Origin of the sequence: Paeniglutamicibacter sulfureus (genome assembly GCF_039535115.1) — a bacterium.
GTDB classification, from domain to species: Bacteria; Actinomycetota; Actinomycetes; order Actinomycetales; family Micrococcaceae; genus Paeniglutamicibacter; species Paeniglutamicibacter sulfureus.
The window spans coordinates 1,138,009-1,161,441 of the sequence record NZ_BAAAWO010000001.1 but is presented as its reverse complement, the minus strand read 5'-3'; the positions used below and the strand labels follow the sequence as shown (position 1 = coordinate 1,161,441).

20 protein-coding genes are annotated in these 23,433 nt (G+C 67.2%); 12 read left to right on the top strand and 8 right to left on the bottom strand.

Annotation, left to right across the window (positions count from 1 at the left end; translation table 11 throughout):
* Positions 1 to 13: 13 nt before the first annotated feature.
* Complete coding sequence (locus ABD687_RS05245) at positions 14 to 1,315, bottom strand: AI-2E family transporter (RefSeq protein WP_310292975.1); 1,302 nt, start codon at positions 1,313 to 1,315, stop codon at positions 14 to 16.
* 224 nt (positions 1,316 to 1,539) lie between these two features.
* Here ABD687_RS05245 and ABD687_RS05240 point away from each other — a divergent pair, with 224 nt between their 5' ends.
* Both ABD687_RS05240 and ABD687_RS05235 read left to right on the top strand, forming a co-directional pair.
* Positions 1,540 to 3,249, top strand: coding sequence for a hypothetical protein (locus tag ABD687_RS05240; protein ID WP_310292977.1), 1,710 nt, complete (start codon positions 1,540 to 1,542; stop codon positions 3,247 to 3,249).
* A gap of 204 nt (positions 3,250 to 3,453) precedes the next feature.
* Positions 3,454 to 4,371, top strand: coding sequence for a tetratricopeptide repeat protein (locus ABD687_RS05235; RefSeq protein WP_310292978.1), 918 nt, complete (start codon positions 3,454 to 3,456; stop codon positions 4,369 to 4,371).
* Between the two features lie 122 nt (positions 4,372 to 4,493).
* Here the strand turns inward: ABD687_RS05235 and ABD687_RS05230 are convergent, their stop codons facing one another.
* Positions 4,494 to 4,970: a hypothetical protein gene (locus tag ABD687_RS05230; protein WP_264269281.1), complete on the bottom strand. Its 477-nt coding sequence runs from the start codon at positions 4,968 to 4,970 to the stop codon at positions 4,494 to 4,496.
* Between the two features lie 835 nt (positions 4,971 to 5,805).
* On the opposite strand from ABD687_RS05230, the gene ABD687_RS05225 reads away from it, so the two are divergent.
* The 4 genes from ABD687_RS05225 (at position 5,806) to ABD687_RS05210 (ending at position 10,396) form a co-directional block, all read left to right on the top strand.
* Positions 5,806 to 6,585: an ABC transporter ATP-binding protein gene (locus tag ABD687_RS05225; protein ID WP_264269282.1), complete on the top strand. Its 780-nt coding sequence runs from the start codon at positions 5,806 to 5,808 to the stop codon at positions 6,583 to 6,585.
* Positions 6,567 to 8,135, top strand: a complete 1,569-nt coding sequence (locus ABD687_RS05220; protein ID WP_310292981.1) for a transporter — start codon at positions 6,567 to 6,569, stop codon at positions 8,133 to 8,135. Before ABD687_RS05225 ends, ABD687_RS05220 begins: the two co-directional genes overlap by 19 nt.
* Positions 8,136 to 8,206: 71 nt before the next feature.
* Positions 8,207 to 8,503, top strand: a complete 297-nt coding sequence (locus tag ABD687_RS05215; RefSeq protein ID WP_264269284.1) for a DUF3039 domain-containing protein — start codon at positions 8,207 to 8,209, stop codon at positions 8,501 to 8,503.
* 96 nt (positions 8,504 to 8,599) lie between these two features.
* Positions 8,600 to 10,396, top strand: a complete 1,797-nt coding sequence (locus ABD687_RS05210; protein ID WP_264269285.1) for a DEAD/DEAH box helicase — start codon at positions 8,600 to 8,602, stop codon at positions 10,394 to 10,396.
* 115 nt (positions 10,397 to 10,511) lie between these two features.
* On the opposite strand, the gene ABD687_RS05205 is transcribed toward ABD687_RS05210, so the two are convergent.
* Together ABD687_RS05205 and ABD687_RS05200 are read right to left on the bottom strand one after the other, a co-directional pair.
* Positions 10,512 to 11,147: an isochorismatase family protein gene (locus tag ABD687_RS05205; RefSeq protein ID WP_264269287.1), complete on the bottom strand. Its 636-nt coding sequence runs from the start codon at positions 11,145 to 11,147 to the stop codon at positions 10,512 to 10,514.
* 21 nt (positions 11,148 to 11,168) lie between these two features.
* Entirely contained in the window at positions 11,169 to 12,482 is a 1,314-nt protein-coding gene (locus tag ABD687_RS05200; protein WP_264269288.1) for a nicotinate phosphoribosyltransferase, read from the bottom strand.
* Positions 12,483 to 12,767: 285 nt separating this feature from the next.
* On the opposite strand from ABD687_RS05200, the gene clpS reads away from it, so the two are divergent.
* From clpS to rdgB, 6 genes are all read left to right on the top strand, one after another.
* The gene (clpS, locus tag ABD687_RS05195) at positions 12,768 to 13,064 is read left to right on the top strand and encodes an ATP-dependent Clp protease adapter ClpS (RefSeq protein WP_264269433.1); all 297 of its coding nucleotides are present in this window, start codon (positions 12,768 to 12,770) and stop codon (positions 13,062 to 13,064) included.
* A 2-nt stretch (positions 13,065 to 13,066) separates the two neighbouring features.
* Positions 13,067 to 13,636 (top strand): DUF2017 domain-containing protein, encoded by a 570-nt coding sequence (locus tag ABD687_RS05190; protein ID WP_310292987.1) that lies wholly within the window; start codon positions 13,067 to 13,069, stop codon positions 13,634 to 13,636.
* A 65-nt stretch (positions 13,637 to 13,701) separates the two neighbouring features.
* Positions 13,702 to 14,631: a glutamate racemase gene (gene murI, locus ABD687_RS05185; protein WP_310292989.1), complete on the top strand. Its 930-nt coding sequence runs from the start codon at positions 13,702 to 13,704 to the stop codon at positions 14,629 to 14,631.
* Positions 14,628 to 15,527, top strand: a complete 900-nt coding sequence (locus ABD687_RS05180) for an MBL fold metallo-hydrolase (protein WP_302265696.1) — start codon at positions 14,628 to 14,630, stop codon at positions 15,525 to 15,527. The genes murI and ABD687_RS05180 overlap by 4 nt, the downstream gene beginning before the upstream one ends.
* Before the next feature lie 73 nt (positions 15,528 to 15,600).
* On the top strand, positions 15,601 to 16,350 hold the full coding sequence (rph, locus tag ABD687_RS05175; protein WP_302265697.1) for a ribonuclease PH: 750 nt from the start codon (positions 15,601 to 15,603) through the stop codon (positions 16,348 to 16,350).
* A 2-nt stretch (positions 16,351 to 16,352) separates the two neighbouring features.
* Complete coding sequence (gene rdgB, locus ABD687_RS05170; RefSeq protein ID WP_302265698.1) at positions 16,353 to 16,988, top strand: RdgB/HAM1 family non-canonical purine NTP pyrophosphatase; 636 nt, start codon at positions 16,353 to 16,355, stop codon at positions 16,986 to 16,988.
* A gap of 136 nt (positions 16,989 to 17,124) precedes the next feature.
* On the opposite strand, the gene ABD687_RS05165 is transcribed toward rdgB, so the two are convergent.
* The 4 genes from ABD687_RS05165 to acnA all read right to left on the bottom strand — a co-directional run bounded on the left by ABD687_RS05165 (position 17,125) and on the right by acnA (position 23,167).
* Positions 17,125 to 18,984 carry an HNH endonuclease signature motif containing protein gene (locus tag ABD687_RS05165; protein ID WP_310292994.1) on the bottom strand — a complete coding sequence of 620 codons (1,860 nt, stop codon included), beginning with the start codon at positions 18,982 to 18,984 and terminating at the stop codon, positions 17,125 to 17,127.
* Between the two features lie 136 nt (positions 18,985 to 19,120).
* Positions 19,121 to 19,879: a metallophosphoesterase family protein gene (locus ABD687_RS05160; RefSeq protein WP_310292997.1), complete on the bottom strand. Its 759-nt coding sequence runs from the start codon at positions 19,877 to 19,879 to the stop codon at positions 19,121 to 19,123.
* A gap of 62 nt (positions 19,880 to 19,941) precedes the next feature.
* Entirely contained in the window at positions 19,942 to 20,199 is a 258-nt protein-coding gene (locus ABD687_RS05155; protein ID WP_264269295.1) for a DUF6458 family protein, read from the bottom strand.
* A gap of 163 nt (positions 20,200 to 20,362) precedes the next feature.
* Entirely contained in the window at positions 20,363 to 23,167 is a 2,805-nt protein-coding gene (gene acnA / locus ABD687_RS05150; protein WP_310293001.1) for an aconitate hydratase, read from the bottom strand.
* Positions 23,168 to 23,433: the final 266 nt, after the last annotated feature.

Genomic DNA, 23,433 nt, shown 5'->3' with positions numbered 1-23,433 from the left:
GACGTCGGGCCGGTTAGCGGTTGTCCTGCCGCACGATGAAGACCTCGCGCAGGATCAACATGACTGCCGCTGCGACAGGAATGGCCATCAGCGCGCCGATGACGCCGAGCAGGGAGCCGCCGGCGATCACCGAGATGACTGCAACCGCGCCAGGGACCGAAACCGCTTTCTGCATCACCCTTGGCGAGACGAAGTAGGCCTCGATCTGCAGGTACCCGAAGTAGCAGACAGCGTAGATGGCGGCGGTCTGCCATCCCAGGGTCAGCGCCACCAGCGAGACCAGGATGCCGGCGATCACGGCCCCCACCAGCGGGATGAAGGCCAGCATCGCCACCAGCAGTGTCAGCAGCGCGGCGAACGGGACGCCCAGGATGCTCATCAGCACCAGCGCGATTGTCGCATTGAGCACTGCCACGAACGCCTGGCCCATGACGTAGTTGCCGACCGAATGGGTAATGGTGTTGCCCAGTTCCTCCACGCGCACCCTGCGCGAATGCGGGGCCAGCCGGTAGGCAAAGGACTTCATTGCCGGCAGCGAGGCCAGGAAGTAGATGGCCAGCACCAGTACGATCAGCACTCCGAACATGCCCTGGGCAATCACGGTGCCCACCCCCAGCACGCCGCCGAAGATCCCGCCCACGGCCCCGGTGTCGGAGAAGAACTTTCCGATTTCCTGGCTGATCCGGTCCGAGAGCTGGTACTGCGCATCGAGGGTGACAAAGAATTCGGATTTGAGGAAGTCGTCGACGATCCGCGGTGCACGTTCGATGAACTGGGCCGTCTGCTCGGTGAGCGTCGGGATGATGGCGCCGATGAATCCCGCCACACCGCCAAGCAGTGCCAGCATCGTGATCAAGACGCCGATGGCGCGCGAGAGCCCGTGGGCGACCAGGAAGCGCACCATCGGGTCCAGGCCCAGCGCGATGAACAGGGCGATGGCGATCCAGATGACCAGCGATCCCACGTTGGTCAGCAGGAAGAAGCCCAGCAACGCCAGGCCCACGCCCACGGTGAAGAGGAAGCCGAAGGCAATCGGGTTGGACTGTGGTGAGATGTCGGCATCCGGGTACCCGTCGCCGGGCTCCCGGTGCGGCTCCGGGGGGAACCCGAAGTTCGCCGGCGGCTTGATCCGCGCATCGAGCGTCTGCTGGGCGGTGCCCAACGCCCGGCGCCACCACTTTCGCGGCTGCGTCGGCCGTTTCCCGGGGTAATTCGGCGTCGCGGCTTCCTGTCCCTCGGCATCGGCCCGGGGCGCGACTTCATGGCTCCCGGTGCCTTCCGGCGTAGCTGCTTCGTCTCCGTCTTGAGTAGTCACAACCCCGAGCTTAATGCCCCCGGGACCCGCTTGGCGGCATTGGGGGACAGGAGTCGCACGCGGTAAATAGTGGGCAAGACCTCAACCGCCAACGGCGTGGTGCTACCCACATTCCGGAACCCTGATGCGCTAGAACTCGTTAGACTTGTGAGCGTGTCATCCTGATAAATGATGTGGTGGCACCCGAGGCCGAATCTCGACCCCCTCATCCGTTAGGTGTAATTGTGCGAAAGATCTTTTCAGCGATCGCTATCATTCTTGGGCTGGCAGCCCTGGTGGTGGGGATTGGCCAGCGAACCATATGGGCTCCGCCCGAGACGCTGACCGCTTCCCTTGCCCAGGCCCCCGCAGCCGCCCCGGTCACACTCATCGAAGCCGGGGCCGGAACCGTGGGCGGTCATCCCACGGAGATCACCATCAACGCCGAGGGCAAGTTCACCGCTTCGCTGGTGCGTTCCGCCGATGCGCAGGCGTGGGTCGGCAAGGCGGCCCACACCACCATCACCGGCATCAACGCCGAAGAGACGGTCCTCGAGTCGACCTCGGAAACCGGCGAGGCGGAAGTGCCCAACCCGGCTGACGCCGACCTCTTCCAGGCAACCGAAAATGCCGACAAGACCATGACGTACCGCTGGACCAACCCCGACGAGGGATCCTGGACGCTGCTTTTGGCCGCCGACGGCAAGGCCGCGGCACCCACCGACATCACCGCGACCTGGCCCGGCGACACCGCCACCCCGTTCTCGATGCCGTTGATCATTGCCGGCTCGCTGCTCGTGATTGCCGGCATCGCCCTGGCCGCGGTCCGCACCACCCCGCGCGGAGGATCCGATGGCGGACGCCGTGCGGCCGGTCACCCCGACGCCCCGAAGACCGACACCCTGACCGCGACTCCCGCTCCCAAGGGCGACCAAAACACCGTGGCCAAGATCGTGGCGACCGCCTCCGTGCTGGCATTGGTGCTGATTCCCTCCGCACCGGCCCTGGCGGCAGGCACCTCGCCGAGCCCCGCCGAAAGCTCGACCGAAGATGCCGAGAAGGTCTACCCGGTCGTGCTGCAGAAACAGCTCGAGCGCATCCTCGGGGAGGCATCCTCCTCCGTGGCCAAGGCCGACAAGTCCAAGAACGCCAAGGACCTGGATGAGCGCACCACCGGTGCACTGAAGACCCTGCGCGGCCAGAACTACGAGCTGCGCAACGACGACGTCAAGCTGGACGCCCCGCAGGCCATCGACACCAGCGTGATCCGCTCGGCCGCCGTACCCACCGACGACGGTGCGCACTTCCCGCGCTCCATCATGGTTGTCACCGCGAAGGACTCCGAGGCCTCCACGATTCCCACCGCCCTCACGCTGACCCAGTCGGGGCCGCGCGAGAACTACAAGGTCGCCTTCGCCACCCCGATGCTGCCCGGTTCAACGTTCCCCGGAATCGCGGTGGGCGACCAGTCGGTGAAGATGCTCAAGGACGATGCCAAGGACCTGGCCATGACCCCGAAGGTAGCTCTTGAACGCCTGGCCGGACTCATGGACAACGAGAAGTCCAAGGACGCAGACAAGTTCGCCAAGAACGCGTTCCTGACCCTGAACGCCAAGGACCAGAACGCCTTGGTCAAGGCCAACAAGGACGCGACGATCTCCTTCAAGCGCAACGTGAACACCAAGGACACCGTTGTGCTGGCCACCCCGGACGGCGGAGCATTGGTCTCGGGCAACTTCACCGCCACGACCACTGCCAAGCCCAAGGAAGACGGCGGAACGATCGGCCTGGATGCCACGACGTCCAAGATCGTCGGCGCCAAGGACACCAAGAAGGGCATCGAGATCACCTACGGCGAACCGACGCTCATCTACATTCCTGCTGCAGGCTCCAAGGACAAGGTCTCCGTGGTTGCCGCAGAGGTCATCACCAAGGGAGCAAAGCTGCTGAAGTAGCATCCCTGCCCCCGAAGGGGGAACCGGGAACCGAGCGGTTCCCGCACTGGAAGGCGTCGTGCCTCAGGCCACGGGAATCGGTTCCCGGGCACCGAGGCACCGCGCCTTCCGTCGTTGGCGCCAGCCGGTGCGCAGGCCCGGATCGCCGTAACGGGTTTTCCACCCGGGCACGATGCGGCCTAAAGTAGAGGAATGACCACCAGCATGCCTGAACCCACTGCACCCTCCTCACGCGGCGCCATTGATCTGGCAGCCTTCAAGCAGCAGTCCCAACCGGAGCCGGTCAGTGCTTCGGGCGAGGCCGCGCCCACCTGGGTCCGCTCCGTCAACCAGGAGAGCTTCCCGGAAGTCGTTGCCCTTTCCCAGCAGGTGCCGGTGATCGTTTCACTGGGCAGCCCGCGCTCCCCGGCCTCCGTGCAGCTCGACGGTGTGATCGCCTCCCTGGTGGATGCCAAGCGCGGGACCCTAGCGCTGGCCACCGTGGACGCCGAGCAACAGCCGGCCATCGCCCAGGCCTTCCAGGTCACGCAGGTGCCCTCCGTCATCGCCCTGATCAACGGCCAGCCGGTGCCGCTCTTCCAGGGTGGTGCCGAGACCTCGCAGATCCAGTCGCTGATGGACGAGCTGCTGGCCCTGGGCGTGCAGCACGGCGTGGCCGGGACCATCCCGCCGCTGGGCACCACTGCTCCGGCAGCAGGTCCCGCCCCGCTGCCGCCACTGCACCAGGCGGCCCTGGACGCCATCGAATCCGGAGACCTGCCCGCGGCCGAAAGCGCCTACAAGCAGGCGCTGAACGAAAAGCCCAACGACAACGAGGCTGCCATCGGGCTGAACCAAGTGCGCCTGTTGATGCGCACCGAGGGGAAGGACCTGGCCGCCGTGCGTGCCGCCGGTGCCGCTGCCCCCGATGACCTGCAGGCGCAGCTGGACGTTGCGGACATGGACCTGGTCGGGGGCCACGTCGAGGACGCCTTCGCTCGCCTGGTGGCATTCATCGGCCGCAACGCAGGCGAAGAGAAGGAAACCGCCCGGGCCCGTCTCGTCGAACTGTATTCGGTGGTCGGTGTGGGCGATGCGCGCGTCGTGGCCTCGCGACAGAAACTGGCACGCGTGCTCTTCTAGGAATTTCCGGCGGGGCAAGGCGCCGCGCCACAAAGACGGGGAGGCAAGTCGCTTGGTGCGACTTGCCTCCCCGTCTTTGGCTGTACGGCACTGCGTCTACCGAACGCACCGTTCGCCCTGTCTCAGGGCCCGCGCCTGATCGCGGAGTTGAGCAGGCCGATGACCACGGCCGACCACCAGCAGGCCTGGGAGATCGACAGTGCCATCAGCATCCGCGCCCGCAGGCCCAGGCTGAGCTGCGAGAACTTGGTGCTTGCCGGCATCTCGTGCAGGCGCTTCATCACCGGTGCGATGGCCACACCGTTGAGCATCAGCACGAGTACGCACGCCAATTTCACGCGGGTGGGGGTATCGCTCAGATCGGGGCTGATGAACGCGCCGGAGAGCAGTAGCATGCCCAGCCCGCCCCAGATCAACAGTACGGCCGCCGATTCCACGCGCCCGGGTTCGTGTATTTGCCGCCGGCCCAGCAGCCACAGCAGGCCGACCCAGTCGATAAGCAGGATGGCGCCCAGTGAAACGACCATGGCCATGATGTGCACGGCCAACGCGATCTGCTGCACTCCGAGCGCGGCGTCGAGGGAGCCCCCGACGGTCACCGACGCGACCCAACCTGCTGTGCACAACAGTGCGAGGCCCGCGAGCCTTGCTTGTGAGTGTCTCTGGGCCCTTATATGCCGCGGGGAACGTGCAGCCACCGCCGGCCCGGGATAAGCGGTCATGACTTCACCCGCAGACGGTCGACAACGTCCGGTCGCACCCGGGTCCGTCGGGTCGTCTTCCGCAGCAGAAGGGCAAGAAGGCGTTCGGTGGGTTCCGTTGCAGGGTGGGTCACGGCATGTCCCGCACGGTCCATGAGCAGTTGGACCTTCCAGCGCTTGAATCCGTTGTGCGGCGAAGTCGCGGCCGGTGCCTTCGGGCGTACGTACGCCCTACGGTGCACCACACCGTTAACGGCGGAAATCGCTGGTGCCTTACCGAGCAAACGCAGATGATACATACGCACCCCAAGTACGAAATATGCAATTATTCGGTCCATGGCTAGGGGCCGAAGAACATGCTGAACGGAAACACGTTTTTTTCATTTTAGGCTTCGGTCACCGTGAAGGCGAGAGCAAGGCGCGCGAACTTTGCCCCAATGCCCTCCTACGGATCGAAGCTGCCGCTGCAGCGGCTCGCTGGTGGTTCCGGCAAGCTGGAAGCGGGCAAGGAGGCTGGGGACGATACCCGTCAGTACGATGGTCGTGCCGCAGAAGAGAAATAGGTCCCTAGGCGTGGCGGCGAAGGCGGCGTCCACTCGCCCAGGACAATCGTCCCAGTGATGTCAGGGCACCGGAGTAAGCAGTCCGATCCGGTTCTCGGATGTGCGTGGACCATGGGATTAGTCCGCAGGGATGACGGCAAAACCATCCATCGACTGTTATTTTCGATGTCATGAGCAACTCTTACCCCGACCCCGGTACGGCGGCCCTGTCGATTCGATCGCTCGGCAAGCGATTCGGCGAAAAAGTCGCGGTCAACGGCATATCCCTCGATGTCCCAGCCGGGTCGTTTTTCGGCTTGGTGGGGCCCAACGGCGCCGGCAAGACCACCACGCTCTCGATGGCAACCGGACTGCTGCGCCCGGACGCCGGCCAGGCATGGCTGAACGGCATCGATGTCTGGGCCGAGCCACTGAAGGCCAAGGCAGCCATGGGCGTGCTGGCCGACGGGGTCCGGCTCTTCGACCGGCTCTCCGGACGCCAGCTGGTCACCTATTCCGGCCTGCTGCGCGGCATGGATCGCGCAACGGTGCAGACGCGCACCGAAGACCTGCTTCGCGTGCTGGACCTCGAAGACGCCGGATCCAAGCTGGTCGTCGACTACTCGGCCGGCATGACCAAGAAGATCGCCCTGGCCACCGCGCTGATCCATTCCCCGCGCGTGCTGGTGCTCGATGAGCCCTTCGAGGCTGTCGACCCGGTCTCCGCCGCCAACATCCGTGAGATCCTCGCCGACTACGTGGCCCACGGCGGCACCGTCATCGTCTCCTCCCACGTCATGGACCTGGTCCAGCGCATGTGCAGCCACGTCGCGGTCATCGCGAACGGCAACCTGCTGGCGGCCGGAACCGTGGACGAGGTGCGCGGGGCAACTTCACTGGAGGACCGCTTCGTTGAGCTGGTCGGCGGACGCGGAACCAACGAGGGGCTCTCATGGTTGCACACCTCCTAAGGCTCAAGCTGCTGCTGCTGAAGAACTCCTTCCGGCGCAGTCCCTGGCAATTGGTCGGCGTCGCCATCGGGGCGGTCTACGGGCTGGGCATGGTCGTGATGCTCGTATCGGGCACGACGTACCTTGCGGATGTCGACCCGGCGCTGGCCAACACCATCCTGGTCTCCGCGGTCTCGCTCATCACCCTGGGCTGGGCGCTGATCCCGTTGATCGCCTTCGGGGTCGACCTGACCCTTGACCCGGCGCGCTTCACCACCTTCACGCTCTCGCGGCCCCGGCTGGCGACCGGACTGCTGCTCTCGGGCTTCATCGGGATACCGGGGCTGCTGACGTTGCTGCTGTTCGGCGGGCAGTTCCTGGCCTGGCGCCACCACCCCGCCACGTTGGCGGCCGCCGTCGTGGGAGGAGTGCTGGGTGCGTTGATGTGCCTGGCGCTTGCGCGGCTGACCACCACCTCGATGGCGCGGCTGACCGGTTCGCGGCGCTTCCGCGACGTCGCAGGGATCATCGCGATCATCCCGCTGATCCTGCTGGGGCCCATCATCGGCTCGGCGGCCTCGGGCATCGAATCGGTGCTGGACTGGCTGCCGCGGGTCGTGGCGGTGCTGGGCTTCACCCCGCTGGGCGTCTTCGCGGCGCTCCCCGGGGACCTGGCCGCCGGGGCCTGGGGGCTGGGCGTGTTGCGCCTGGCGCTGGGGTTTTCCTATCTTGGCGCGGTGATCTGGGCGTGGGAACGCGGACTGCACCAGTCGATGGAGAACCCGATGGCGCCGCGCACCAGTTCCAAGCCCGTGGGCATGGGCGCGTTCGGCGTTTTCTCCGCGACCCCGGTCGGCGCCGTGGCGGCCCGGGCGCTGACGTATTGGCTCAAGGACCCGCGCTACGCCGCGTCCATCGTGGTTGTCCCGCTGATGCCGGTGCTGATCTGGTTTACGGCCTCCAATTCCGGCTACCCCCAGGCCATGCTGGTCCTGGGGCCGCTGCTGGGGATCCTGATGGCGTTCTCGATTTCCGCCGACGTGTCCTACGATTCCACCGCCTTCTCGCTGCACCTGCTCACCGGGGTGCGCGGGGTCGCCGACCGGGCAGGGCGAGTGGTGGCCTGTGCCGTGTTGGCACTGCCGGTAACGCTACTGGCGGCCATCCTGCCACCGGTGTTCCTGGGCCGGACCGAGCTGCTGCCGGCGATCCTCGGGATATCGCTGTGCGGACTGCTGGCCGGCCTCGGCGTGGCATCGGTGGCCTCGGCGCGCTTCACCTACGCGGTGCCGCTACCGGGGGAGAGCCCGTTCAAGACACCTCCGGGCGCCGGCGCGCGGATGGCCATCGTGCAGCTGGCCACGTTCGCGATCATGTTCCTGCTCCTGCTGCCGGCCCTCGGACTGCTGGTGGCCCAGTTGCTGACGGGGAATGCGCTCTTCGGCTGGTTGGCACTGCTCGTGGGCGTGATGGAGGGCGCGGTGCTGCTGGTGGCGGGAATCCGCATCGGCGGGCGATGGCTCGAGGCCCGGCTGCCGGAGCTGATGCAGGCCGTCATTGTCAACCGCTGAGGCAACGGTGCGATGCACCGCACGCGGCGAATCTGCCGGAAGTCGATCAATCCGTTGTTAGACTGGTGGACATGAGCATGCCCCTAGATCCGTTCCGAGATGACCCGCGCACTACCTCCGGCGGCGGTGCCACCACCATCGAGCGCACCGAGCAGGCCCAGGATGTCGAGGCCGGGGACCATGAGCGCTTTGCGCACTACGTGCGCAAGGAAAAGATCATGGAGTCGGCGCTTTCCGGCGATCCGGTCATTGCCCTGTGCGGCAAGGTGTGGATCCCGGGCCGCGACCCGCAGAAGTTCCCCGTGTGCCCCGAGTGCAAGGAAATCTACGAGGGCCTCACCGGTGGTGGGGACAAGGACAAGAAGTAATCATCTTCCACGCAGCGTAGGTTCACACAGAACCCCCCGGGGCGCGCCGGCCCGCGCCCCGGGGGGAAGCTTTTTTATTGCCGTGGAGGTGTATGCATGACCGATACCTTGTTCTCACTTGCAGACAAGTTGCCCATGGAGGACCGTCTTCCTCCCGCCTACCCCGAACGGGCGGCCTGGGGCACCGGCCCCAAGCTCCGCGCCTGGCAGGCAGAGGCGCTGGACAAGTACTTCACCGCCAATCCCCGCGACTTCATGGCCGTGGCGACCCCCGGCGCCGGCAAGACCACCTTCGCGCTGCGCCTGGCCAAGGTGCTGGTCGACGCCAAGACCGTCAACCGCATCATCGTGGTGGCCCCCACCGACCACCTCAAGAAGCAGTGGGCGGATGCCGCCGGCCGCGTGGGCCTGGCCATTGACCCGAACTTCAAGAACTCCGACGGCAGGCACGGCGATGGCTACATCGGCGTCGTCGTCACCTACGCGCAGGTAGCCTCCAAGCCGATGCTGCACCGCGCCAAGACCGAGGCCGCCCGCACCCTGGTGATCCTGGACGAGATCCACCATGGCGGCGACGCGCTTTCCTGGGGCGACGGCATCCGGGAGGCCTTCGAGCCGGCCACCCGCCGCCTGGCGCTGACCGGCACCCCCTTCCGCTCCGACACCGCGGCCATCCCCTTCGTCGAGTACGCAGAAGGTCCCGACGGCATCCGCCGTTCCAAGGCCGACTACACCTACGGCTACGGCCAAGCCCTGCGCGACCACGTGGTGCGCCCGGTGCTGTTCATGGCCTACTCCGGGTCGATGCGCTGGAAGACCAGCTCCGGCGAGGAAATGGAGGCCCAGCTTGGCGAGGGCTTCACCAAGGACATCACCGCGCACGCCTGGCGCACCGCCCTTGACCCGGCGGGGGACTGGATTCCCTCGGTGCTCGCGGCCGCCGACAAGCGCCTGACCCGGGTCCGCCGCACCGTGCCGGACGCCGGTGCCCTGGTGATCGCCACCGACCACGAGGACGCGCGCGGCTACGCCGAGCAGCTGGAGAAGATCTGCGGCGAGAAGGTCACCGTGATCCTGTCCGACGACGCCGGCGCCTCGAAGAAGATCGACGAGTTCTCCGCCGGTGATTCGCGCTGGATGGTCGCGGTGCGCATGGTGTCCGAGGGCGTCGACGTGCCCCGGCTGTGCGTGGGCGTCTACGCCACCTCCACCTCCACCCCGTTGTTCTTCGCCCAGGCCATCGGCCGCTACGTGCGCAGCCGAAAGCGCGGCGAGGTCGCCTCGATCTTCCTGCCCTCGGTGCCGGTGCTGATGGCGCTGGCCAACGAGATGGAGACCGAGCGCGACCACGCGCTGGACCGCCCCGAAAAGCACTTCCAGGACCCGGACTACAACCCCGAGGACGACCTGGTCGCCGAGGCCAACCGCGAGGAAAAGGCCAGCGACGAGCTGAACAAGCAGAAGTTCGAGGCGCTGAACTCCAACGCCTCCTTCGACCGGGTGCTTTTTGACGGCGGCGAGTTCGGCACCGGCGGCGCCGTGGGCTCCGAGGAGGAGGAAGACTTCCTGGGCATCCCCGGGCTGCTGGACGCAGACCAGGTGGGCGTGCTGCTGCGCCAGCGCCAGGCCGAACAGGTCTCGCGGCGCAAGGTCCGCAAGGGCGCCGAGGAAGCCGCTGCCGCGCCCGTGGTCGATCATCGGGCGCTGATGGAGATGCGCTCGACGCTCTCCAAGAACGTCTCGGCCTGGAGCGCGCGCACCGGCACCCCGCACGGGGTCATCCACACCAAGCTGCGCGAGGTGTGCGGCGGGCCGGCCGTCGCCCAGGCCAATGCCGAGCAGCTGCAGAAGCGGCTGAACAAGCTGCAGGGCTGGTTCATCGGCAAGAAATGATCGCTTAATGTAGTCGGCGGCCCGGTGTGTTGGATGCTCTCCAACGCACCGGGCCGCCGGCATTTCGTGTACCGCCTGATTCGGCGTCCGAATTGGACCCGGGCTCGGCGCGGGCCTAGCCCAGGGACAGGACGGTGACCTCGGCGTCGCGCAGTTCCTGCAGCACCCCGGGGGCGTTCGCCGGATGCACCGCAGCGGTCAGCGGGGCGATGACGGTGGTGGCGAAGCCCTGTGACTTGGCATCCAGGGCCGTGGCGCGCACACAGTAGTCGGTGGCGATGCCCACGATGTCCACCGCGGCGATGTCCTGTCTGCGCAGCCAGTCGCCCAGCAGCTCACCGCCCTCGTCGGCCACGTCGTCCTCGTCCGCGGACAAGCGGCCCTCGAAGCCGGAATACGCTGCCGCGTAACGGCCCTTGCGGAAATGGTGCTGGATGTAGCCGGCAGCCGCGGACAGCTCCGGGTGCAGCGCGGCACCTTCCGTTGCGGCAACGCAGTGCACCGGCCAGGAGTCGATGAAGTCAGGGGAATCGGAGAAATGGGACCCCGGATCGATGTGCCAATCCTGGGTTGCCACCACCGCCGCGTAGCTGTCGGCGCGCTCGCGCAGTACGGTGGCGATGGACGCGGCCACGGCGGCCCCGCCCTCCACGCCGAGGCTTCCGCCCTCGCAGAAATCGTTCTGGACATCCACGATGATCAATGCCCGTGCCGCAGGTTGTTCCGGCACGCTGGTTGGTTCCTGGGTCATGATGGCTTCCTCTCGCTGTTCTCAGTTCTCGTCAATGAATCGGGTGCCGATCACCGGTTCGCCGCGCTGCAGGCGGCGGGAGCTGCCGGGCATTTCCTGGATGGAGTCGTGGTGGCGCTTGGTGGCGCGGTGCACGCCCGCGGCACCGGTGAATGCCTCGTCGATGACCCCGTTTTCAACAAATTGTGTCAGCAAGGCCCGGTCGTTGGCGTCGGAAGCGGGCACCTCGCCCACGCCGATCAATTCCTCGGTGGCTCGGCCGCGCTCGTTGAGCAGGCGCACGGCGAACTTGCGTCCGCCCACCGAGACCTTGTTCTTGGCGGCCTTGGCAACGTCCACGTAGTCGCCCGCGTCGTTCTTGCGGGACACCAGCTTGTAGACCATCGATGCCGTCGGGTGCCCGGAGCCGGTGACCAGCGAGGTGCCCACGCCGTAGGCATCCACCGGTGCGGATTGGAGGGCCGCGATGGCGTATTCGTCGAGATCTGAGGTGACCATGATGCGGGTGTTCTCGTTGCCCAGGTCATCGAGCAGGGTGCGCACCCAGCGGGCCTGTTCCACCAGGTCCCCCGAATCAAGGCGCACGGCGCCCAGCCCGGGGCCGGCCACCTCCACCGCGGTGCGCACGCCCTGCTCCACGTCGTAGGTGTCAACCAGCAGGGCGGTGCCCACGCCCATCGAGGCGACCTGCGCCTCGAATGCTGCGCGTTCGGAATCGTGCAGCAGCGTGAAGGAATGAGCGGCGGTGCCCACGGTCTTGAGGCCGTAGCGGTGCCCGGCCTCGAGGTTCGATGTCGAGTCGAACCCGGCGATGATCGCGGCGCGGGCGGCGGCGACAGCGGATTCCTCGTGGGTGCGGCGCGAACCCATCTCGATGCACGGGCGGGTTCCGGCCGAGGCGATCATGCGCGAGGCCGCGGAGGCGATGGCCGAATCGTGGTTCAGCGCCGAAAGGATGAAGGTCTCCAACACGCAGGCCTCGGCGAAGGTCGACTCGACAATCATCACGGGGGAGTACGGGAAGTAGATTTCCCCCTCGGCGTAACCATGGATGTTGCCGCTGAATTTGAAGTCTTCGAGGTACTTGATGGTGGTGGCGTCCACGACCTTGGTGTCGGAGAGAAAGCGCAGTTGTTCGTCGCCGAAGCGGAACTCCTTGATGCCCTCAAGGACCCTGCCGGTCCCGGCCAGCACGCCGTAGCGCCGCCCATCGGGCAGGCGGCGGGCGAAGGCCTCGAAGACGCTGGGGCGGTGCGCCGCTCCCGAGTGCAGGGAAGCCTGCAGCATCGTCAGTTCGTAGTGGTCGGTAAACAGGGAGGTGGGCTGCTGCCACATGGCCGGGGGGCTCCTCGCGACGGGGGGACTGGGGCAATGGAATGCCGGACTGGTTTGCACCGTTATCGGGCGTCGGGTGCCGGATCCGGGCCGCCGCAGGTGGCGGGGCGAAACCGGGTCTGCGGCATAAACGCTAGTAGATACTCTAGACCCGGCACCGGTTCCATGCCGCGTTGGTTCACGTGAGTCGTCGCCTTGCGCTTTTGGAGCAGTTGTGTCCACGGCCCGGTTGGCGCCCGGTTCGCATCCGAGGCGGCCGGTCGTAGAATGGTGAGTATGCCAACCATGACTGCGATGCCCGATGTGCTTGAGCACGTAGAGCAGGCACAAGCACACGAACTCGACCAGCCCTACATCTTGATCGTCTGGAACGACCCGGTCAACCTGATGAGCTACGTCAGCTTTGTCTTCCGCTCCTATTTCGGATACAACGAGGCCAAGGCCGAGAAGCTGATGATGCAGGTCCACCAGGAGGGCCGCAGCGTGGTCGCCACCGGCAACCGCGAGAAGATCGAGGCCGACGTTGCCGCCATGCACGGGTTCGGGCTGTGGGCCACCTTGTCCAAGGCGGACGCAGCCTAGATATGGCACGGGCATTCAAGAACACCATGCGCGGGTTCTCCGCGTCCCTCGAAGCCGCCGAACGCCAGCTGCTGCGCGGTCTCTTTGAGGACGTCATCACGTTGCTGGAGCCCCAGCGGGCCGACGACGAGGATCCGCTCTATGCGCTGGTCGGCCTGGATCCGAACTCCCACAAGGAAGACTTCGCCGCACCGAGTGACCGGGCCACCAAGCGCCTGTTGCCGGACGCCGACCCCGACGATGCCGCCGCATCGCTGGAATTTCGCAGGCTCTCGGAACGCGGGATCCGTGAACGCAAGATCGGGGCGCTGCGCGAGGCCGCCCTGCTGATGGAGTCCGGAAGCATCCTGCTCAACGAGCAGACGGCGCCGCGCTTCGCCGCAGCGATCAACGACGTGCGCCTGGTGCTGGCCGAACGGCTTGGCCTGGAAAGCGAGGAAGACGCCGAGCGCATCCATGGGCAGGACGATTGGTCGAAGGCCGAAACCGTCGACGAATACCTTGCGTTGGTCTACAACTTCGTCACCTGGTTGCAGGAATCCCTGATGCAGGCCATGCTCAAGTCCTTGTGAGCTGGGCTACAGTGTGTCGCACGTGCTAGCTGTTGGCGTTGAAAACCACGTAGGCTTCGTAGACCATGACAAGTGTGTCCTCTAGCGAGAATCGAACATCAGAGCGACCCCATCCGAATGCCCCGCTGGGCATCTTCGACTCGGGGGTCGGCGGCCTGACCGTTTCCCGCGCCATTATTGACCAGCTTCCCGGTGAATCCACGATGTACGTCGGGGACACCGCGAATTCGCCCTATGGGCCGCTTCCCATCGCCGAGGTGCGGGCGAATGCGCTGGGGGTGATGGACGAACTCGTCGACGCCGGTGTCAAGCTGCTGGTGATTGCCTGCAACTCCGCCTCCGCCGCGGTGCTGCGCGATGCCCGCGAACGCTACACCGCCCGCTACGGGATTCCCGTGGTCGAAGTGATCCAGCCCGCGGTGCGCCGCGCCGTCGCCGCCACCCGCAACGGGAAGATCGGGGTCATCGGCACCCAGGCCACCGTCGGGTCCCGCGCCTACGAGGATGCCTTCGCCGCCGCCCCGCACTACTCCATCACCTCCGTCGCCTGCCCGCGCTTCGTCGAGTTCGTCGAGAACGGCATCACCACCGGGGCCGAGCTCATGGAGACGGCCGAGGCCTACCTGGCGCCGCTCAAGGCAGCCGGCGTGGACACGCTGGTGCTGGGCTGCACCCATTACCCGCTGCTGACCGGCGTGATCTCCTACGTCATGGGCGAGGACGTCACCTTGGTCTCCAGCGCCGAGGAAACCGCGAAGGACGTGTACCGCGCGCTAATGCACCACGACCTGGCGCGCACCGAGGAGCAGGCCCCCACGCACCAGTTCCTGTCCACCGGTGACTCCGATAGTTTTGAGATCCTGGCCAGGCGCTTCCTGGGCCCGGAAGTACTCGCGGTCGAGCAAGTCGACCACGTGGCCGCCCACTACCCGACCGGCTCCATCGCTATGATTACCCCGCAGATGGTGGCTCTTTCGAAAGCGAGTGCCTCATGAAGCTGACCATCATCGGCTGCACCGGCTCGTTCCCCGGCCCGGGGTCGCCTGCCTCCTGCTACCTGGTCACCGCGTTCGACGGCGAACGGGACTGGAAGATCCTGCTTGACCTTGGCTCCGGTGCGCTGGGCGTGTTGCAACGCTATGCGGACATCAAGGACCTGGACGGAATCTTCATCTCCCACCTGCACCCGGACCACTGCATGGATTTGTGCGGCATGCACGTGGCCATCCGCTGGGATCCCAACGGCTGGAACCGTGATCGGATGCTGGTGCACGGACCTGCTGCCACCGCGGACCGGATGGCCACGGCCTACGGACTGCCGCTGGATGAGGGCATGCACCCCGACTACGACTTCCAGCACTGGAAATCCCGCCAGCCGGTGAAGATCGGCCCATTTTCGATCACCCCCTACCCGGTGCTGCACCCCATCGAGGAGTCCTACGCATTCCGTGTCGAGGCGACCGAGCCGGTGGCCGACGGGTCGCTGCAGACCAGCGTGCTGACCTATTCGGGTGACACCGATGCCTGCCCCGAACTCGTCGAGGCGGCCCGGGGTGCCGACATGTTCCTGTGTGAGGCGGCCTTCGAGGAGGGCCGCGACGATGCGATCCACGGTGTGCACCTGACCGGGCGGCGCGCCGGCGAGGCGGCGGCCGAGGCCGGGGTCGAACGCCTGCTGTTGACCCACATCCCGGTGTGGACGGACATCAACACCGTGGTCAACGAGGCCAAGGAAGTCTACGACGGCGGCATCGCCGTGGCGGTCTCCGGGGTGACATACGGGGTGTTCTCCGGCTCGCAGCTGGGCACCCCCAAGTCGCTGCCGACCGCGCCGGTCTCGATCGTGCGTTCGGCGCCGGCCCGCGAGTGGCCCGGCACCAGGAAGAACTAGCGCTTTCGCCTGGCTGCCGCATCGCCACATTGTCTCGACGGAACAGCTCGGCGTGACGACTAGACTTGAAGCCATGACTTCAGCATCAACCACAGCAGCAGTGCGCGCCGACGGGCGCGGCGTCGACCAACTCCGTGAGATCACCATTACCCGTGGCTGGTCCAAGCAGGCCGAGGGCTCGGCCCTGATCGAATTCGGCAACACCAAGGTGCTGTGCACCGCGTCCTTCACCGAGGGCGTGCCGCGCTGGCTCAAGGGGCAGGGCACCGGCTGGGTCACCGCCGAGTACGCCATGCTGCCGCGGGCCACCAACACCCGCAACGGCCGCGAGTCCGTCAAGGGCAAGATCGGCGGGCGCACCCACGAAATCTCCCGCCTGATCGGCCGCTCGCTGCGCGCGGTCATCGACACCAAGGCACTGGGCGAGAACACCATCGTGTTGGACTGCGACGTGCTTCAGGCCGACGGCGGCACCCGCACCGCCGCGATCACCGGCGCCTACGTCGCACTGGCCGAGGCCATCGAGTGGGCCAAGGAAAACAAGCTGGTGAAGAAGAACGCCACCGTGCTCACCGACTCGGTTGCCGCGATTTCCGTGGGCATCATCGACGGGGTCCCGATGCTGGATCTGCCCTACGAGGAGGACGTGCGCGCCGAGACCGACATGAACGTCGTCGTCACCGGGACTGGCGACTTCGTCGAGGTGCAGGGCACCGCCGAGGGCGTCCCGTTCAAGCGCGCAGAACTTGATTCGCTGCTGGACCTGGCGCTGGTTGGCACCACGGAGCTGGCACTGATCCAGCGCGCCACTTTGGGGCTCTGAGCATGGGTGCCACCCCGCGTTTGGTGCTGGCCACGCACAACCAGGGCAAGCTGCGCGAACTGCGCGAGCTGCTGCGCGGGCAGGTCCCGGGGCTGGACGTGGACACACAGGTCGTCGACGCCGGTGCCGTGGGTGCGCCGGACGTCGTCGAGGACCAGGTGAGCTTCGAGGGCAACGCCCTGCTGAAGGCGCGTGCGGTGTGCGAGGCCACCGGCCTGGTTGCCATCGCCGACGATTCGGGTCTCTCGGTCGATGTGCTTGGCGGGGCGCCGGGGATTTTCTCGGCCCGTTGGTCCGGGAAGCACGGTGATGACGAGGCGAACATCGACCTGCTGCTGGCCCAGCTGGGAGATATTTCCGATGAACACCGCGGGGCGTCCTTCGTGTGTGCCGCGGCGCTGGCCACCCCGGGCGGCTTTGTTGCCGTGGAGATGGGCCACCTGGCCGGGGTGCTGCTGCACGAACGGCGGGGGAACGGCGGCTTCGGCTACGACCCGATCCTGCAGCCCGATGGCTACGAGATCTCCGTGGCGGAACTTTCCAGCGAGGAAAAGAATGCCATCAGCCACCGCGGACGTGCGTTCCGCGGCTTGCTGCCGCAGATCGTGAAGGCGTTGCAGGACCAAACCGCAAAGTAGTCGTTATTGCGCGTCTGGTGAGACACCAAGGGCGGTCCGCCCCTCCGGTTTCGGGGCGGACCGCCCTTTTGCATGCCCGTTATTGGGCATGGGCATGGGAAATCACCGGCAGGTCCACGGCCGTGGGCCGTGCCTCTCAGAACAGGGGTGGGTTCAGGGTGCGGTCCCGCCAGTAATTGTTGCGTCGGGGTTTTTGTTCGGGGTCCATGAACTTGGGCAGGATGACGCTGAAGAGCCCGTCGGTGTCACGGACGACGCGCACCAGCCCGGTGTGGAAGGCGTGGTGTGCCGAGGTGCATCCGGGGGCGCCTTCGTTGATCTCGGTCTTGCCGCCGTTGGCGAAGAAGTTGAAGTGGTGGATTTCGCAGTGTTCGGGCGGAACGGTGCAGCCGGGCATGATGCAACCGCCGTAGAGGCCGAGAATGATTTCGCGCATGTAGTCGGGGAAGAGGCGTTCCTCCCGGCCGAGGTCAAGGATCCGGGAGTCCCCGCCCATGACCGCTGGGATGACCCCGCCGTTGCACAGGCCCTGGCGGAGTTCGGCGGGGGTGAGTTGTTGGCCGCGGCTGGTGATGCCGTGGGTGTCGGCCAAGCCGCGGAGTTCGTCAAGGGTGGCGATGACCAGGGTCTTGGGGGAGGGAAGACCGGTGGTCTTCTTCCCGGTGGCGGGGTTCCCGGCGGACCTGATGAGGTTCATCAGCCCCTGGAGATGGCGTTGGGGAGGGGTGAGTCCGTCGGGGCCGGAGGCGGCGGAGTTCATGGTGGCCGGATCGCCGGCCCTGTTGCCGGTCCCGTTGCCGGTGTTGTTGGCGCCGTTCCCGGTGAACAAGTTGTCCAGGTTGAGGCCGTTGGGGTCCAGGGACAGGTTCCTGACGGCCTCCGCGTCGTTCAGCGGGCGGCCGGTGGTGGGGTCGACGAGGAAATCAGGGAACCCGGCTCCGGCACCGTTGCCGGTGTTCGACCGGCCGTTGGCGGCGTTGGCGCCGTTGGAGCCGGAAGCGTTGGAGGCGTTGGCGGGCCCGGTGCCGTCGCTGCCGGCGGCGGCGCCTGCGCCCGAGCCCGCGGCGGCACCGGTGGCCAGGGACTGGGCGAGCAGGCCGTCGCGGTCCCCGGCCTTGGTCCGGGGGTTGTCGGTGCTGGCGCAGAGGGCCAGCAGGGCCTCGGTGTCGGCGGGCAGGGTGCGGAGCAGGAATTCGCCGAGCCCGCCGGTGGTGCCGCGGTTGAAGAGGCCGGTCCTGGCGCGCAGGACGTCCTCCGGGACGTCCTTGGTGCCCTGTTCGAGGGTGCCCCGGATGCCGGCGAGCAGTTTGGCGGTGGTGCGGGGGTCCTCGCGACGCACGGATTCGGCGACCTGGTCCTCCAGCTGCCCGGCCAGCACGATGGGGTTTGGGTGCTGGTTGATGTGTGGTGCGAGTTTTTCCAGCCTGCGGGCCGCGGCACCGATTTCCTTCGGGTCGGCGGTGCCATTGGCCAGGTCGTCGGCCAGCGTCGGGAACTTCGCCGGGACGGGTTGGCCGTGGATGTCGGTGCCGGGCAGCAGCCGGTCGATGGAGCGGACGCGTTCGCGGGCCTCAAAGAAGGAGATGTGCAGGAAGCCGGTGAGGAACTCGGTGGTGTCCTTGAAGACGGGCCGCCCGGTGGGGACGGTCCGGGGATCCTCGGGCAGGTCCGTCGTGCCGGCGACGTAGGGGGCCGGGTCCGCGTGGACCGCGGCGAGGGCGTCGAACGTGGCCTCGGGCAGTTCGTGGGCCAGGGTGCGCCGGGCAGTGTCGGCGGCGAGGAGCTGGGCGTGGCCAGCGGCGCGGTGCGCGTCTTCGGCGGCTTGGGCGAACAGGGCGGCGGCGGTGGGGGAGGTGGTGCGTGCGATGCGCAGGGCGAGGTCGCGGGCCAACCGCTGGGCCTCGAGCAGGGCGCGCAGTTCATCGTCCGGCGACACAGGGTGTCCCGGGGTGCCGCGGGTACCCGCGGTGAGTTCGATGAACCGGTCGGTTTCCATGTCCACCAGCATGCGTCGGCGCGAAGAGGAATGGTTCGGGGTGGCAATATCTGTGGATGGGGACCCGTTTGATCCACAAACCCGGTGCACGGTTGTTGCGCCCGGGCCGGAAGCGGAGGAGGATGCCCCGGCGCGGCTACTTCCCGCGGCCGTCCCGGGGGCCGAACACGGTGAGTGCCTCGGCGTCGCTCGCGGTGGAGCGGATGAAGTACTCGGCCCATTGCCGGCGGTTCGGGTAGCTTGATTCGGCCACCACCCGTTCGATGGTTTGCTCGACGTCGATGGTGCTGCGGTGAATGGATACTGCACCGTCGTGCAGCAGGGCCCAGTTGCCGCCCGGACGGCCGTAGGGCATGCCCACGCTGCCGGGGTTGACGACCAGGCGTCGATCCACCAGCCGCACAAACGGCATGTGGGTGTGCCCGCAGACCACGGTCTGGACTGCGGCGGGCAACCCGGCGAAGACTTCCGTCCAGCGCTCCAGCCGGCTGTCCACCAGCACGACCTCTTCGTCGTCCCGCGGGGTCCCGTGGCAGAAGTGAACGGGGCCGAAGCCCTGGACCTCCAAGGTGACAGGATGCGGCAGCTGCTCCAGTAGCGAGATGTGTTTCGGGGCCAGCTGCGCGGCGGCCCAGGGAACGACCTCGTCGGGAACCTCGATCGACGCTCCCCGGGCCACGGCCGCCAGCTCGCGGTCGGCGTTGCCGCGCACGAGCACGGCCCGCTCGCCCAGGGCCGCCAAAAGGTCCAGGACCTCAGTGGGTTGCGGCCCAGCGGCGTGGTCCCCGGTGACGACGATGCGCTCCGCGGCCGCCACGGCGGGCTCGGCCAGGACCGCCTCGAGCACCGGCAGCACCCCGTGGATGTCGGACAGGACGGCGACGCTTCGCATCATGCCCCGAGTATGCCGGTCCCGCGGGGCGGGAACAAGGGCGCGCCGGGACGGTAAGGCAGCGGTTAGAGGTCGGGGTCGTCCACTTCGCGGGTGGTCCGCGTGACACCGTCGACCTCGCCGTGGCCATTGACGGTCCGGCGGGTCGAGACGCTACGGCGGCGGCGGAAGGTGAAAACCAGCCCCAGCACAAAGATCAGGACGCCGGCTCCCATGAGGAGGTTCCCGACCAGTGGAAGGTCCAGCCAGCTCACTTCGACATTCAGTGCGAAGCGGATCACCGCGCCGACAACGAACAGGAAAATTCCGGCACCGATACTCATAATGTCTCCGCCTTTCCGGGCGATTGTGCATTAACGAACGTTTGATCAGTGGTTCCAGCTTACTGATTGCCGCCGCTGGCGCCACCCATTGGCCGTGCGGTCGGTGACCGGCGGCACGCGGGCGGACCGCCCCCGGCCAAGAGGGCCCGCCCCCGGGTGCGCGTCAGGCGTCGAGCAGCTGGCGCAACACGTATTGCAGGATGCCGCCGTGGCGGTAGTACGCCTCCTCGGCCGGGGTGTCGATGCGTACCCGCATCGTGATTTCGCGGGATTGACCGCCCGATGAATCGGCGGGTTCCACCGCCACGGTGACTTCGCCGGGCAATTCATCGGTCCCGGCCAGCCCGGTGATGGAGAAGACCTCCTCGCCGGTGAGGCCCAGGGACTGTGCTGTTTCACGATCGCGGAACTGCAGCGGCAGCACACCCATGCCTATCAGGTTGGAGCGGTGGATGCGCTCGAACGAGGTGGCCAGCACGGCCTTGACGCCCAGCAGCAGGGTGCCCTTTGCTGCCCAGTCGCGGGAGGAGCCCGAACCGTAATCCGACCCGGCCAGGATCACCAGCGGCGTGTTGTCCTTCGCGTAGGCCAGCGAGGCGTCGAAGATGGTCGTGGTGTCGGTGCCCGGCAGGTGCCGGGTGAAGCCGCCCTCGGTGCCGGTGACCAGCTTGTTGCGCAGCCGGACGTTGGCGAAGGTGCCGCGGATCATCACGTGGTGGTTGCCGCGCCGCGAGCCGTAGGAGTTGAAATCCGCCGGTTCCACGCCCTTGTCCAACAGGTAGGCGCCGGCGGGGGAGTCCTTGCGGATGGCGCCGGCCGGGGAGATGTGGTCGGTGGTGACCGAGTCGCCCAGGTACGCCAGTACGCGGGCGCCGGTGATGTCCCCGATGGGATCGGGCACCGGTCCCACGCCTTCGAAGTAGGGCGGGGACTGCACGTAGGTGGAGGACTTGTCCCAGGCGAACCGGTCGCCCTCGGGGATGTGCATCGAGCGCCAGTTCTCATCCCCGTGGTAGACATCCGCGTACCCCTTGGTGAACATCGAGGCCTCGAGGTTGGCATCGACCACCGCCTTGACTTCCTCGCCGCTGGGCCAGATGTCGCGCAGGTAGACCTGGTTGCCCTCGGTGTCCTCGCCGAGGGAATCGTTGAGCAGGTCCACGTGCATGGAGCCGGCCAGGGCGTAGGCGATGACCAGCGGCGGGGAGGCCAGGAAGTTCATCTTCACCTCCCCGTGGATGCGGCCCTCGAAGTTGCGGTTGCCCGAGAGCACCGAGGCGACCGTGAGGTCGTGCGAGTTCACTGCCTCGCTGATTTCCGGGATCAGCGGGCCGGAGTTGCCGATGCAGGTGGTGCAGCCGTAGCCGACCAGGTTGAAGCCCAGCGTCTCCAGGTAGGGGGTCAGCCCGGAGCGGTTGTAGTAGTCGGTGACCACGCGGGAGCCCGGGGCCAGGGTGGTCTTGACCCACGGCTTGGAACGCAGCCCGCGCTCCACGGCCTTCTTCGCCAGCAGCGCCGCGCCCAGCATCACGGTGGGGTTGGAGGTGTTGGTGCAGGAGGTGATGGCGGCGATGACGACCGATCCGTGGTCGATCACCTCGGTGCCGTCCCCGAGATGTACCGTGGCGGGCTTGGACGGCCAGCTGATCGCGGCCTCGCCGCCGGCGTAGTCGTGCGGCGGGGTGTCGCGTTCGATCCGGGAGCTGATGGCGATCGGATCGGAGGCGGGGAAGGAATCGGCCTCGGCGTCGTCGAGCCCGCCGGCGATCGCCTCCTCCTGGGTGTCCCCGGCCAGCAGCCGGCGCACCGCGCCCTGGGCCGCGGCCAGCGGGATGCGGTCCTGGGGCCGCTTGGGCCCGGCCAGCGAGGGAACCACGGTGCCCAGGTCCAGCTCGAGGACCTCGCTGAAGTCCGGGACGTGCTCCGGATCGTGCCAGAGGCCCTGTTCCTTGGCGTAGGCCTCGACCAGCCTGACCTGGTGTGGGTCGCGGCCGGTGAGCCGCAGGTAGTCGAGGGTCTCGGCGTCGATGGGGAACAGCGCTCCGGTGGAGCCGTACTCGGGGGACATGTTCCCCAGCGTGGCGCGGGTGGCCAGCGGGACGTTGGCGACGCCGGGACCGAAGAAGTCCACGAACTTGCCCACCACGCGGAGCTTGCGCAAAAGCTCGGCGACGGTGAGCACCAGGTCCGTGGCGGTGGTGCCCTCGGACAGCTCGCCGGTGAGCTTGAGCCCCACGACCTGCGGGATCAGCAAGCTCATGGGCTGGCCGAGCATCGCGGCCTCTGCCTCGATGCCGCCCACGCCCCAGCCCAGCACGCCCAGCCCGTTGACCATCGGGGTGTGCGAGTCCGTGCCGACCAGGGTGTCCGGGTAGGCTTCGAGGCCGTCGGGCCCCTCACGGGTGAACACCACGCGGGAGAGGTATTCCAGGTTGACCTGGTGGCAGATGCCGGTGTCGGGCGGGACCACCAGGAAGTCGTCGAAGGAGTGCTGCGCCCAGCGCAACAGCTGGTAGCGCTCCTGGTTGCGCTTGAACTCGTAGTCGGCGTTGACGGAAAAGGCATCGTTCCGGGCGAAGACGTCGGCGATGACCGAGTGGTCGATGACCAGCTCGGCGGGGATCAGCGGGTTGACCTTCCGCGCATCCCCGCCCAGCGCCGTCATGGCGTCGCGCATGGCCACCAGGTCCACCACGCAGGGCACACCCGTGAAGTCCTGCATCAGCACGCGGGCCGGGGTGTACTGGATTTCGCTGGAAGCCTCGGCGGCAGGGTCCCATGCGGCCAGGGCGTTGACCTGTTCGGCAGTGACCAGCCGGCCGTCCTCGTTGCGCAGCAGGTTTTCCAGCAGCACCTTGAGGCTGTAAGGCAGGCGGGAGGAATTTTCGATGGCGTCGATCCGGTGGATGTGGTAGTCGTGCCCGTCGACGGAAAGCCGGGCCCGGGCGTTGAAGGAGTTGCTGGACATGGAAGCGTCGTCCTCTCGGGAATGCTGCCGACCGCCGCGCCGGTGGCCGGTTGTTGCGTGGCTAGGTGAAGTTTTCGGCGGTGTGGGTCCTTCCATCGCCACCTCGAGTTCCAGGTGCGTGCCCTCATCACCAGCCGGTGGGGCGTCCCCGGGCGTCCGCTGCCTGAATGCGGTGCCTCCAGGCCGGATCGGAGCGCCCGGCGTGGCGTCCCGGAATCGTGTGCCGGGGCGGCTGGTTTGGCCGGCGAAGCCACCCGGCTGCTGCC